The organism is Paraburkholderia xenovorans LB400, from assembly GCF_000013645.1.
GTDB classification, from domain to species: domain Bacteria; phylum Pseudomonadota; class Gammaproteobacteria; order Burkholderiales; family Burkholderiaceae; genus Paraburkholderia; species Paraburkholderia xenovorans.
On record NC_007952.1, the window covers coordinates 3,320,483 to 3,333,698 of the forward strand.

At 58.0% G+C, this 13,216-nt stretch carries 12 protein-coding genes and 1 pseudogene; 10 read left to right on the forward strand and 3 right to left on the reverse strand.

Features of this window, described 5'->3' with window-relative positions; all coding sequences use genetic code 11:
- Positions 1 to 436: 436 nt before the first annotated feature.
- The 8 genes and pseudogenes from gmtY to BXE_RS36595 all read left to right on the forward strand — a co-directional run bounded on the left by gmtY (position 437) and on the right by BXE_RS36595 (position 8,548).
- Positions 437 to 1,825: a gamma-mobile-trio recombinase GmtY gene (gene gmtY / locus BXE_RS36560; protein WP_011493154.1), complete on the forward strand. Its 1,389-nt coding sequence runs from the start codon at positions 437 to 439 to the stop codon at positions 1,823 to 1,825.
- Positions 1,822 to 4,878 carry a gamma-mobile-trio integrase GmtZ gene (locus BXE_RS36565; protein WP_011493155.1) on the forward strand — a complete coding sequence of 1,019 codons (3,057 nt, stop codon included), beginning with the start codon at positions 1,822 to 1,824 and terminating at the stop codon, positions 4,876 to 4,878. The genes gmtY and BXE_RS36565 overlap by 4 nt, the downstream gene beginning before the upstream one ends.
- Positions 4,878 to 5,573 carry a gamma-mobile-trio protein GmtX gene (gene gmtX, locus BXE_RS36570; protein WP_011493156.1) on the forward strand — a complete coding sequence of 232 codons (696 nt, stop codon included), beginning with the start codon at positions 4,878 to 4,880 and terminating at the stop codon, positions 5,571 to 5,573. The genes BXE_RS36565 and gmtX overlap by 1 nt, the downstream gene beginning before the upstream one ends.
- 283 nt (positions 5,574 to 5,856) lie before the next feature.
- Positions 5,857 to 6,273: pseudogene (locus BXE_RS36575) on the forward strand (DNA/RNA non-specific endonuclease); the annotation flags it as partial.
- Complete coding sequence (locus BXE_RS36580) at positions 6,266 to 6,526, forward strand: hypothetical protein (RefSeq protein WP_011493157.1); 261 nt, start codon at positions 6,266 to 6,268, stop codon at positions 6,524 to 6,526. The pseudogene BXE_RS36575 and the gene BXE_RS36580, both read left to right, overlap by 8 nt.
- A gap of 149 nt (positions 6,527 to 6,675) precedes the next feature.
- The gene (locus BXE_RS36585; RefSeq protein ID WP_011493158.1) at positions 6,676 to 7,056 is read left to right on the forward strand and encodes a hypothetical protein; all 381 of its coding nucleotides are present in this window, start codon (positions 6,676 to 6,678) and stop codon (positions 7,054 to 7,056) included.
- A gap of 83 nt (positions 7,057 to 7,139) precedes the next feature.
- The gene (locus BXE_RS36590; RefSeq protein WP_011493159.1) at positions 7,140 to 7,661 is read left to right on the forward strand and encodes a hypothetical protein; all 522 of its coding nucleotides are present in this window, start codon (positions 7,140 to 7,142) and stop codon (positions 7,659 to 7,661) included.
- A gap of 2 nt (positions 7,662 to 7,663) precedes the next feature.
- On the forward strand, positions 7,664 to 8,548 hold the full coding sequence (locus BXE_RS36595; protein WP_011493160.1) for a 4-hydroxy-tetrahydrodipicolinate synthase family protein: 885 nt from the start codon (positions 7,664 to 7,666) through the stop codon (positions 8,546 to 8,548).
- Between the two features lie 45 nt (positions 8,549 to 8,593).
- Here the strand turns inward: BXE_RS36595 and BXE_RS36600 are convergent, their stop codons facing one another.
- Positions 8,594 to 9,139: a transglycosylase SLT domain-containing protein gene (locus BXE_RS36600; protein WP_049782374.1), complete on the reverse strand. Its 546-nt coding sequence runs from the start codon at positions 9,137 to 9,139 to the stop codon at positions 8,594 to 8,596.
- Positions 9,140 to 9,374: 235 nt separating this feature from the next.
- A complete protein-coding gene (locus BXE_RS36605; protein WP_011493162.1) occupies positions 9,375 to 10,088 on the reverse strand; it encodes a Crp/Fnr family transcriptional regulator in 714 nt (237 codons plus the stop codon).
- A gap of 91 nt (positions 10,089 to 10,179) precedes the next feature.
- Between BXE_RS36605 and BXE_RS36610 the strand changes: the two genes are divergently transcribed.
- Positions 10,180 to 10,719 carry a DUF962 domain-containing protein gene (locus BXE_RS36610; protein WP_011493163.1) on the forward strand — a complete coding sequence of 180 codons (540 nt, stop codon included), beginning with the start codon at positions 10,180 to 10,182 and terminating at the stop codon, positions 10,717 to 10,719.
- 50 nt (positions 10,720 to 10,769) lie between these two features.
- Here BXE_RS36610 and rarD read toward each other — a convergent pair whose 3' ends face one another.
- Positions 10,770 to 11,666 (reverse strand): EamA family transporter RarD, encoded by an 897-nt coding sequence (gene rarD, locus BXE_RS36615; RefSeq protein ID WP_011493164.1) that lies wholly within the window; start codon positions 11,664 to 11,666, stop codon positions 10,770 to 10,772.
- Between the two features lie 567 nt (positions 11,667 to 12,233).
- Here rarD and egtD point away from each other — a divergent pair.
- On the forward strand, positions 12,234 to 13,214 hold the full coding sequence (egtD, locus tag BXE_RS36620) for an L-histidine N(alpha)-methyltransferase (RefSeq protein WP_011493165.1): 981 nt from the start codon (positions 12,234 to 12,236) through the stop codon (positions 13,212 to 13,214).
- Positions 13,215 to 13,216: the final 2 nt, after the last annotated feature.

The following is a 13,216-nucleotide window of genomic DNA, read 5'->3' on the forward strand; positions in this document are numbered from 1 at the left end:
AGACCATGCCTTGCTGCATACCTTTTGGTTCAAGCCTGCCAGCGCGTTTGGCTTATTCCGTATAAAAGAGTCTTCCAGATGTTCATCACATGTTGGTCGTACCCATGCGCAGAATCTCTTCTTGGGATCGACAGAAGCCTACGCTTATTGTTCCCTCAGAATCGTGAGAGTGCTTATGGCTGGATGACGCGACGTAGTCGTGCTTTCGGAGTTCTAACGCATGTCAAGTGATCGAAAGAGACAGGGTTTCTACTTTGCTTGAGGTGCGGGGCATATCTTGATCGGGCACACGGATTGTGAACACCAGGGGGAGAGTGCCCGAACAAGGAAAACCGTATCTCTTTGGATTGCGCGATTTTTGTGAGCATGAGGGAGCTCTGCCTGCTGGGCGGACTTCCGGTCAAACGTTCTATCAGCGGCTCTTAAACCCACACACATGGTCTACACCGAGTCAGTACTGGTTCGCGACAGTCTTCGTGCAGACTCCCCGACCATAATTCTTCTCGTGGGGGCGGCTCCTTTTGAGCAACTCCTGGAGTTTCTTCGCGAAAAGTGCGTTTCAATTTCGGCGGAGCGCACGTACGCACAGGCGACCGGCCGATTTATTGAGTGGCTGTCGGTGCGCGCGGTTGAGTTTACCGACACTTCGAAACGTAGCCTTTTGTACACCGCGTTTGTGCATGACTTGCGATTTGGAACCTATCGCGATGGAGTGGATGAAACCGGGCTTCACTGGCGCGCTACAAGCCAGAAAAACTTGAAACGACTGGTCAATGGACTTATCGAGTTCAGTGACTGGCTGAATCGGCGGTACGGCACGACGATGCTGAACCCTATTCATAACCACGCGTCAACTGCGGACCAACTTATCTTCTGGCGTAAATGGAACAAGCAAAGATCAGGCTCATTGCTGGCCCACACGAAAAGTCGACATGCCGCGGATGAGTCTGCCTATTACGCCCGGCAGGTGAAGCTACCTCGAAATGGCAATGAAGCCCTCACCGAAGCAAAGGCGTTTCCGGCTGAGCGCCTGGACGAATTGCTTTGGCAGGGTTTCATTAACCCCGGAAAGGCGCGTGACTCCAGACCATGGGTGAAGTACAACATCCGAGACATTCTCGTTTCGCTTCTTTGCGTATACGGAGGCTGCCGCGCATCTGAACCGCTCCACCTTTGGGTTGATGACGTTTTTGTGGACCCTAACGACCCGGAACTGGCCCTGGTGCTTATCCACGAGCCCAGCGAAGGCACAGTCGGATACGTCGATGCGATAACTGGAGCCCGACGCACGACAACACGAGCCGATTTCCTGCAGCGATTTTGTGCCGGCCGCAAACCCTTGACCCGCGAGACAGGGCGTCGACATGCTGGTTGGAAAGGTGCGCTACTCACACATAGGACCCGAAAGGCCTTCCAGATATTCTGGATCGACAAGAATGCTGGCCGCATCTTTTTGACGCTATGGCGGCTTTATATCCAGCATATCAGGCCTGTCACACCTCAGATGCCTTGGGCATTTCTAACGAAATCAGGCCAGCCTTTTGGCGCCGAGGGGTACGAGGACTCGTTTAATGCGGCGGTGCGCCGGATTGGACTAACCCCAGCCAAGTGGGCTGGGACATCGAGCCATGGGCTACGTCACCGGTATGGCCAGTGGTTGAATGATTTAGGCCTAGGCAACAAGGAAGGCCAGGTGGCGATGCATCACCTAAACGCCAAAAGCCAGGAAGTGTATCGCCAACTGGGTGTCGATAAAGTTGCGGATGCGATTGGGAAAATCACCGCTATGCAACAGCCCTTATTTTTGAGAATTGAAAGCCAATGATTTGTCAGCTTGACGACTACACCGCCATTTCCAGCGAACTGACTGGGAGAACTATCTATGTTAATAACGCGCTGGAGCAGTATTTGATATCGCCCGACACGTCTTTTGACGCTGTTGTGGCAATAGCCCGTCAGTGGCTGCAACGAATCGAACTAGTTCCCGCTGTACACAAGCCCACGCCGGGTATCAGAGCAGGCGTTAAGGCGCTCATACAGTGCGATACACGAGCCAAGCTTGCAGTCGCGCTGGACAGACTCTTGGTTACCGAGTACCAAGCGAAATTGGAGTCGAGTTCAATCAAGAGCCGCCTGCGATTCCTGGTGGAACTGATGCTGTCCCTCTGGTCTGCAGGAGTTGTTGCATGGCCGGGTAAGGCTCAAGTGCCGTTCGGCAATCCGGTTTTGAAGCTTAACAATATAGGTTTCACCGAGATACCGCTTTCCTACCTCACAACCATTCAAGACTATCTCAATAGAGGGAACCCCGATGACTCAGTTAATTTTCGGTTCATCTTGGACCACCTGCTAGCCCGAGCAGGAATTCAGGAAATAGGAGACCTTACCCCCAAGACGTTTTATTTGACACCGGAACGCACTCGAACCAGGAAGTTACGATCCACGGGTATTCAGGCAGTTTTACACTTATTGCGCGACAGGTACCACGACCAAGCCCAAGCCTGGTCCCCGGAAGATTTTGGCTTTTTTAAAGCTAAAATGGGACTGCTTGCGCGTGATGAAAAGTTTGAATGGTTGCTCCAGCTGGACCCGGCGATGGCTGAGTGGTCTCGGCTTGGCATAGAGCATCTGGCAGCAAATCCGGGAAATTATAAAAAACGAAAGTCTTCGATTAATCGATTCCTCCTTCATTATGCAGAACATCCCGACCTCCCGCGTAACCCGGCGGCCTATTTTGATATTCGTCGACGCCCTATGAGCTTGTTTGATGCCCCCGGTAATAAGGGGCGGCAGATGATGGCGGCTATATTTGATTTTTTAAATGACGTTCTATTCAAGGTATGTACGCAACCGGACGATAACGAAATTCCCATTTTGATGCCGGGGTTCGCGAATCCACTTCCAAAGGTCAGCTATAAAGGTGTCAATCAGGGCGAGACCCATCGAGAAGCGATGCCTACTCGATTGATTAATCTTGCGACACATATTCTCACTGAAAATGACTTCGCCTGGGCACGGAAAGTGGGTCGGGTAGCGGATACCTTTAGATGGGTTAATCCTGATACGGGTGAATTCGAGAGCGTTTGGAGTCCGGTCCGGGTTTATACGATTTTGCTAAAGTTATTGCTCCCTGCGCGGACATATCAGGTTCGCATGCTTGATAGCGGTGAAGGTGACACATATTGCTACACCGGCAATGGAAAGTGGATCCCCAATTCTGGGCCGCATCGCCCTAAGCCTGGGACAGCGCCTGTAGAGCGTGGCGTATTTCGCCGATATACCCGTAAAGACGGCAGCACCGGGACTGTGTTTTATTTCAATACCAATAAGACAGCCGATGTTGATAGCGACATTAAAGGATATGTGATGCCATGGGAAAAGCAGGATGCGCTACAGCTGCTCGTTAATTTACGTGATTGGCAGGGAAAATACAATCCCGTAAAATCTCAGACGGCTTGGCGGGACATTCCTGATCTAAAGAAAATTAAGCACCCTGACGACTTGCTGAAGATGGGTAGCAATTTCTTTTTGTTCAGAGACCCTGCGAACAAGCTTCGCCCCGATTTGCCGATTACGGATGTCCGTGTGCGGAATCTGTGGCTGAAACTAATGGCCGAGATGGAGCATCGTTTGACGGTGGCTGGGGAGACGCTGAGCAATGGAGACCCGATTAAATTGATTGCATCCCTTGATAAGCATGGGAACGCGTCAGGAGCGACCTTCGACCTTCATAGTTTGCGCGTTTCTATCATTACGGCAATGTATGAGGAAGGCGTGCCACCTGAGTATCTGATGAAAATCGTAGGTCACGCCACGGTGTTGATGACGCTTTATTATACGAAGCTTAACGCGGAAACGTTGAGCCTTCGCATGGACGAGGCATTGCTTGAGCGGCAGCGCAAATCGCAAGCTGAAATGGCCGGGTTTATTACGCGGGCGAGCCGTGGCGAACTGGAAAAGGCAGTGGCGTTTCACCATCCCTCTGCACTGGATGCGGCGGCTAGCGGGACGGGAGTTGGCCTGCTCGTTATGGACCACGGGCTTTGCCCGGCCGCTGCAAAGCGATGCCATGAAGGACTGGCCGTGCTAGACGTTGACTCAGGCGTAACCCGGTATCAGGCCGTGCCGGGCGGCGCCACAAATTGTTCTCGCTGTCGGTTCTTCATGACCGGTCCCGCGTTCTTGTTCGGGATGGAAGCGCATGTGAACGACTTGGCCTATCGGTTGAAGAAGGCATCTTTTACGTTTGAGTCCGCGCAAGAAAAATTTGATGTGCTGGCTGATGCTCACGCTGCTGCGCTGAGCGGTGGAGAGCCTTTCCACCGGCAACGTGAGTTGGAGATAGCGGAAACCTCGCTCGAGGCCGCTACGGCCGAGGTAGATTCCATCGCACTCAGTCTGCAATCGGCTTACGCGTTGACTGAGCAGTGTATTCGGATTGCAGCCCAAGAGAGCGGCGACCGCCTTTCTTTGGTCGTTGCCGGTGGCATAGGACAACTCGAAGCTGTGCTGTCAGAGACACACGAGTTTGAGCAGCTTCATCGGATTTGCACTAATGCAACGCTGTATGACGGACTGAACATCAACTGGCGGCAGCCTAATTTAGAGCGGGCACGTCTGTTTGACCGGATGTTGCGCAACTCAGGTCACGCCCCTCGGTTTTCACTGCTGGATGATAGCGATGCGCTGCGGGTAGCAAACGCAATGGGTCACTTCCTCTACGCTCGGTTGGATGCCAACACAGTCCACGCGTTGGTGGATGGGCGCACGACCTTGCGGGCCTTGGGCCTTGAAAAAGCCTTTGTAGCGCAACTAGAAACGTTGGAGCCCAAGAGCATTGCCTTGGCTGCCTCGACAATCTTGCTGGAGCAGGAATAGTGGCTACCACTCAGACAACCGCCCCGGACATCTTGAAAGATGCTCGTCAGCTATACGCGGCGCATCGCAGCACCGCGACAAAGCCGACTAAGGTCGAAAACCTGGACAAGGTATGGGGGGTGCTTAACGCAATTCGTGATGACGGCGGCCGCGACTACTCCCTGGCCGAGGTTGGTCGCCGCCTAGAGGCTGTTGGAGGCCCGAAAACCCAAAGCCTTCGTAATGCCCAGGGTGCCCATTATCGAGAAATCATCACGGCATATGCCGATGCCGTAAGCGGATCCACTAGGTATGTGCCGAAGACAAAGGCCAATGTAGACCAGGCCTTGGAATTGATAACCGACCCCAGTATTCGCGCCACGTTGAGGGTTGCGCTGGACAACGCGAAACGACTAAAGGTTGTGAACGACAACCTGCATGCGGCATTCAAGTCTCTTCAGGTCGGGGCCGTCCTACATAGGCTCACGGTCGAGAGCGAACCATCTGTCAGCGCCGCCGACCAAGGAGCCACTGCGGCCTCTCTTTCCCAACGGTATGTAATTGCCTTGCGAAAGGGAATTGACGAGACGCGTCTCGCGCAACAAGGACTGCAGGTGGCCCAAGATGGGAGCATTCAATCTGAGCAGGGCGACATGCTGTTTCCGCCAGCCTTCGTGGATGCCATTCGCTCAATCCTCTCAAACATCCAAGCCTGACAACTGCATACACAATTCAAATGGCGAGCCCCACCCCGACATCCTCACTTCGTAGACCCGATGTTGGCCTGTGGATTTGTGAATTTCCCCTTCGGGGACCGGCTGCTTCCTGTGGATGAGCCTGATGGACAACCCGTTGGGTTGCCCACAGGTCACCCACAGGACTCCAGCCTAATTCACAACCTCCACAGGCCGCTATCTACGAATAATAGATACAACCTTCACCCCGTTGAAAATGAAATACGCCAAGAATTGTATGAGTATGAAACCCAACCGGGTATTTCATATGAGCCCGGCGGGCAATCGCTGGAATCAGGAAGCGATGGCACAATCGTTCTCGCTCGCCAACGTGGTGCCGCAGAACCGTGAGAACAACCAGCGCCTGTGGGCGCGCATTGAAACCTCCGTGCGCAGGATCGCGGTGTCGTACGACGATACCTATGTCGTCACCGGCCCGATCTTCAACGGCCAGCAGTTGCAGACCATCGGACCGACACGCGTTTTCGTGCCGACGCAGTTGTTCAAGGTGGTCTACGTACCTTCGCGGCAGATGGCGTTCGCGGTGGTAGTGGACAATGTCTCGACCAACCGTTACGACATCAGGACGGTTCACGAACTCGAGGCAGCATCGGGCATCCGTTTTCCGGGCATTCCGGAGAACCTCAAAGATCAGCGACCGGGAGGACTGAAAGGTGTTTAAACCCTATTCGAACGACGACGACGTGCTCAACATTCATGGCGATGCGCTGACCGTGAGCAACGGCACCACGCGCATCGTGCTGAACGGCACGCTGGAACTGACGCAGGATCAGCGCGGATTGAAAGCGGCGATAGCGTTGAAGGAAGCGGTGGATGCGATCGTCGCCAGCTTGCAGGCGCAGAGCAATCTGCCCGCCAGGGTGAAGGAGGAACCGGATGCCAAACCGGGCGTCGTGCAGAATCCGTTTCAATAACTGCTTCGGCATCCAAAGATATGTTTCGGCGGTTACGTTTTGTCACCACAAGCTCGTCAACTCCTGTCTCCCGGCCCGCGTTAAACCGGCAGCGCTGAATCATTTCAGCCGCGACACAAGAATCAACCGGTTAAACCAGGAGTCAAACCATGAAGACGCTTTTCGCCGCTCTCGCTTCCGCTCTGCTCGTGTCGACCGCTTTTGCTCAAACGGCCGCACCGTCCGGCACCCAATCCGCGCAATCCGCGCAAACGCAGCCCGCCGGACAGGCGAACCTGAAGGCGAGCACCGCCATGCAAACGGGCACGACGGACGAAGGTGCAGCGGCCGCCAAAGCGCCGTCCAAAACCGCCGCCAAAGCGCATGTGAAGAAGACTTCCGCCCATCACACGGCCAAAGCTCACAAGACCACGAAGAAGACTGCGGCAGAAACGAGCGCCGCCAATCCCAAAACCGGGAGCGCGAAAGAGGCCAGCAATGCCCCGGCAAAAGCCGACGGCGCAAAAACCGACACGACGAAAACGCAATAACAGGTGATCGGTTTCGGCACGCACCGGCCAGGCATGTGTAGGTAATCGAAGCCGAACTGTGCCGTTCAGGGAGGGCGAGTCATATGACTCGCCTTTTTTTATGCGCGTTCGGGCACGCGACGAATGCTTGCGGGCAAGGCAAATCCGCATTCGGCCCGCATGATTTTTTCAGCGGACGCCCCAATTTTTGCACTGCGTTTACCTGCGGACGTCTAATCTCGAACTGTCCCGGTCAACCTTGGCGTCCACGAACGCCGCATCACATGGCTCTCTCACAATCAATCGGCAACGCTGCCGCTCAGCCGCTCAACGAGCCGCGCGCTCAACGCAACAATGTCATTCCCTTTCCCACTGCACGCGTTCGCTTGCAGGTCATCCTGCCGCACCGATCGTGCGAACTTCCCGGCACCCAACTTCGCGTCCTGCTTCATTCTCCCCTCGGTGTCTATGTCGTTGCCACTGAAGCGATGCGCCAGGAAATTCGCGTCCAACTCGACATTGCCTTCGACGACCTCGACTTCACACTGCATACGCTGATCTCGACACTTCCCGCCGCGATGATCGGCCCATTGAAGCGCCGCAGCGCGGTCGCGAAGGCGCGCTAATCATGTTCTCAGGTATCTGGTTGCCCATCGTCACGCCGCTGCGCAACGGCGAAGTCGACATCGATGCATTGCAGCGTCTCGCCGACTACTATTCGCGCACGGAGATCGCCGGCATTGTCGCGTTGAGTACAACCGGCGAAGCAGCCTTGCTACAGGACGCCGAGCGTCTCACCGTATTGCAGGCGCTAAGCGATGTAGTCCGCTCCCGTCTGCCGATGCTGATCGGCGTCGGCGGATCGAGTACACGCGACGTCCTGCACGATATCCAGCGCTACGAGCGCTGGGACTGCGCGGGCTATCTGGTCTCCGCGCCCTCATACATATGTCCGGATCAGGCCGGCGTGCGGTGGCATTTCGAGCAGGTTGCCGGCGCGACCGGGCGTCCTGTCGTCCTCTATAACGTGCCACACCGAACCGGCGTGTCGATCGCGCCGGATACCGTCGCGCGGCTCGTCGAGTGCGGCAACATCGTCGCGATCAAGGAGTGCGTGAAAGAGCACTTCAGCCCGTTGAGCGCCCTGCCGATCAACGTCCTGTGCGGCACCGACGAAGCCCTCGACGACTGTCTGCATCACGGCGGCACAGGCGGCATTCTCGCCAGCGCGCACGTCTGCGCCGACCTGCTGGTTGCGTTCCAGGATCTGCTGCAAGCAGGACGCGACGTGGATGCACGAAATCTGTTCGCCAGCTTGCTGCCGGTTTTACGGCTCCTGTTCGCCGCGCCCAATCCGTCCGCCATCAAGGCCATGCTCGCCTTCGATCATTCGCTCAGCGACGAAACACGCATGCCGGTCTCGCGCGCATCGGCGCAACTGGTCGAGCGTCTGAGCACCGCGCGCGACAGGTTGCAGGACTTGCGCGCGGAGTTCGCCGGCGTGATGAACTAACGAATCCCTGTTCGATCTGCCGTCACTGCGCCACGAATGAGTACTTCATTCGCGGCCCAAGCTTGCGTCGAAACTCCGCATGCGAAGCACGACACGCCGCGCATAGCCACGGCCGCCGCCGCTGTAGCGGAGCAAGGCGGCATCGAGATCGCCGCCGCTTTGGTCGAGATAGCGACGCAGAATGGTCGAGCCGATCCGCACGTTGATTGCCGGATCGGTCAGATCGGCCGCGCCCGCGATCAGTTGCGGATGCGCGGCGGGCAGGATCTGCATGAGCCCTCGCGCGCCCGCGACGCTGACCGCATAGCGATCAAAGCTCGATTCGACCGCCATCACGGCGAGCAGCAGGATGGGCGAGATGGCGTGGCGGTCGGCTTCGGTCAGCACCGCGCGGGCAATCTGCAGCGATTCCGCCGGCGCCACGCGAAACTGCGCGCGCAGCACGGCGGTGATATCGCTGAGCGTGGGCAAGCCGGCTTCCAGAGTCGCGTCGCTCGCGATGAGCGGAGCCGATACGGCCGACTGTGCAGCGGCATCGGTCTCGGCGGCATGCGCGGCAGCAGCGAACGGGAACATGATCGCCGCAAGCATGATCTTCAAACCCCGAGTTGCCGGGTAAGGGTCGGTTCTTCGTCGTGGTGACAGACCTTGCAGAGCGCTATCTCCATGCATAGTTTCGCTTCCTGACCGGGATCTCTCGACCTTACCAGGCTGGATGTAGCGAATCGCAATAGAAATAGGGGCGCGCCGTAAAATGCTTATAAAGATGCGGCGGCGCGTGGTGTATCGCGCGAGGTCTATGCAGGCAACAACAGAAGCACGGCCGTCAATCTGCAGCCGGATTCAGTTGCGCCAACGCGCCCAGTTTTTGCACATCGGTAATTTCGATTTCCGCATAGCCGAGCTTCAGCGCACCTTGCGTTTCGAACTGCTTCAGGACCTGGTTGATGGTTTGCCGGGACAGCGCCAGCATCATCGCGAGATCTTCCTGCGGCACTTTGAGTACGCGCCGCAATGCGCCGGGCTCGCCGTAGCCGCCCGCCATCAACAACAAACGGCGCGCTACGCGCTGCGCTGCGGGCAGCAACGCGGCTTCTTCGATCGCGTCGAACGCAAGGCGCAGCTTTTGCGTCAACAGCAAACCGAACACGTGCCAATAAGCCGGCGTGCGTTCGAGCAGCGCGGCGAGCGCCGCGCGCGGCACATGAAACAGCTCGGAATCGCGCTCGGCATACGCATCATGGGTTCGCGGCCGATTGTCGAACAGCGCGATCTCGCCGAACCAGTTCACCGGTTCGATGACGGCGAGCAAGGCCTCCTTGCCCGCCGAACTGGCCGCACCGATTCTCACCAGGCCGTCGAGCACGCAATAGAGGCCGTCATCGGAATCGCCGCGTGTGAAGAGCCGCTGACCGGCGGCGAGCCGTTCGAGACGCCCCGCTTCGACCAGTTGCGCCTGCATGGTAGCCGGCGCCGAGCGAAACCACGCGCTGCGCTCGAGCACCGCCGCAAGCTTGTTCGATGGAAAACTCGCAGTCATAGGACGGCACCCGTGTCCGATTGTCGGCTACCCGATGGTTTCAAATTCCGCTGCCCGCGATTATGCTGACTTTAACCAGGGAGCGGGATCCATGAGAACGCTGACGCAACAACTTACGCAATACGCGGCCTACCATCGTGACCGGCGCAATATCGCCACGCATTTCATCGGCATTCCGATGATCGTGCTGGCGTTGGCGGCGTTGTTGAGCCGGCCCGCTTTTGCTGTCGGCGCGTTGCCGGTGATGCTGTCGCCGGCCTGGGTGCTGTTCGTCGCGGCCACGCTCTACTACCTCGTGCTCGACGTGTCGCTCGGCGTGATGATGGCGTTCGTGTCCGCGTTATGTGTCGCGTTCGGCCAGTGGACGGCGGCGCAATCCACGCTGGCGTGGCTCGTTATCGGCGTCGGGCTCTTTGTGGTCGGCTGGGTGTTTCAGTTCGTCGGGCATGTTGCCTACGAGCATCGCAAGCCTGCCTTCGTCGACGACGTGATCGGCCTGCTGATTGGACCGTTGTTCGTGCTTGCGGAAGCGTTGTTCGGCTTCGGCTGGCGACCCGCGCTGCGCGAAGCGATCGAGGAGCAAGTCGGTCCGACGCGTATCAATGCGGACCGTACGGCCGCCCATCACTAGAGCGCGCCGCCTGATTCATCGGCTGCATGTTCGGTGCGGATCGATCCGGATCAGCCCGGCGCGAGGCGAACGAGACGCACGCCATGCAACGCCGTCAACGCGACCGCGATCCAGATTGGAATGTAGGTGGCCAACTGTGCGGCGCCCAATGTTTCGCCGAGCAACGTGATCGAAACCAGCACCAGCAGCACCGGCTCGACATAGCCGAGAATGCCGAACAACGCGACTGGCAACAGGCGGCTCGCCTTCAGATACGAAGCCAGCGCAATGGTGCTCAATGCGCCGAGGCCGGGCAACAACAGACACCACATATCCGCGCGCCCGGCGATCAATGCCAGCGAATCGCTGCCGAGCGCCATCACGATCGCCACCGGCAGGAGCAGCATCATTTCCACGGTGAACATGGCCAGCGAATCCTGATTGATCTTGCGACGCAACACGAAGTACGGTGGATAGCCGAGCGCGACCAGCAAGGTCGGCCACGAAAAGGCACCGGTCATCCACAGTTCATGGCCGACACCCGCAGCGGCGCAGGCAACGGCCAACCACTGCAAACCGTCGAGACGCTCGTGATAGTAGAAGCGCCCGACAAGCACCATCACCAGCGGCAGCAGGAAATAGCCGAGCGAGACTTCGAGCATCCTTCCATGCAGCGGCGCCCAGAGGAACACCCACAGTTGCGCGCCGAGCAGGGCCGCGCTCACGGTCATCGCCGCGCCGAGCGTCGGCTCGGTCACCATGCGGTAAAGAAGCTGCCGGAGAATAGGCAGGCGCTTTCGCAGCGCGATCAGCAGTAACGCGCCAGGCACCGTCCATACAATGCGCCACGCGAAAATGTCGAGCCCGCTCAGTGGCGCGAGTAGTGTTGCGTAAGCGGAAAGTAATGCAAACATCGCGGACGCGCCGACCGACAACGCGATACCGCGCTTTGGGTCATACTGGTTCATTGAACGCCCTGTCGCGCGGTCGCTTTGGCAGTCGGTGCAGATGCGTGTGCGTAGGCTGATGGTTGTATTTGCAGCGCAGCATGCGGTCGCGCGGCGTGGGTCGTTGTCATTGGAATTGAAGTCTCACAAGCGGTCTTAGCAGCGGACAGTGCAAAAGCGGCGCAATCCGGCATTCTAGACGGGTATCCGCCCACCGGTCTGCTGGCGTCTACAGGCGACTGCAATTATTCCGTGCGCATTGCGCGTCGGTGCACTAGAACATAACTGCACGTGCGACCGGCCATGCCGCGATTTGTCAGCGGCAACATCGCACACTCTCTCGCGCAATGCGGCTCAAGCGCGAATCTTGCTACGAAGTATTGCGACGCTGTTGGCAGCGTTGCTCGCAACACCCCGCAGGAAGTCCCCGTGGGACGACATATGCAGCATCCATGAGCCGGGCCGGCAATGGCAGTCCTACGGACCCTGCCCACCCTTCTTCCTCGCGGCACGCCTCAACTGAGTTTCACCGCGCGTGCCGCCGCCCCGGCAGCAATCCCGCTCTCGAATGTGACTACTGGAGACAGCATGACCCAGCCAGCCCTATCGCACGACGCATCGCCCGATCTGCGCGCCGCCTTCGCCGCCGAGGTTCGCGCAGGTCTCACCCATACGCCGCAAAAAGAGTTGCCGTCGAAATATCTGTACGACGAAGTGGGCTCCGCGCTGTTCGAAGTGATTACCGTGCTGCCGGAATACGGCGTGACCCGCGCCGAGGAACGCCTGCTCGCGAAACATGCCGCGGACATCGTCGCGCACCTGCCGCACGACGTGACAGTGGCAGAACTCGGCAGCGGCAGCGGCCGCAAAACGCGGCGCATTCTGGAAGCGCTGTGTAAAAAGCGCCCCACTTCTTACTGCCCGATTGAAATTTCGCGCAGCGCATTGCAGTTGTGCAGGCGCGAACTCGGCGACATCGAACGCATTTCGATCGTGGGTTATGAACGCGATTACCTGGCCGGCCTCGCCGAAGTGAGCAAGCAGCGCGCAACGGGCGAACGGTTACTCGTACTGTTTCTTGGCAGTACGATCGGTAATTTCGGCAGACTCGCGGCAACACGTTTTCTGCGCGATATCCGCAACATGCTCGCGCCCGGCGACGCGTTGCTGCTCGGCACGGATCTGATCAAGCCGACGCCCGTACTGGTCGCCGCCTACGACGACTCGATCGGCGTCACGGCGTCGTTCAATCTGAATCTGCTGGCGCGCATCAATCGCGAGCTCGATGGCGACTTCCCGCTCGATGCATTCGAACACGTCGCGCGCTTCAACCCGGACGCGCGCAGTATCGAAATGCATCTGCGGGCGAAGCGCGATATCACCGCGCACGTGGGCGCGGCGCAATTGACGGTGTCGCTCAAAGCGGGCGAAACGATCTGGACGGAGAGCAGCCACAAATATCGCGCGGAAGAAATGCCCGCGATTGCCGACGACGCCGGCTTCGTGTGCAGCCATCAATGGATCGAGGAAGACTGGGGCTTTGCGGAAAGCCTGCTCGTGGCGCGGTGAAC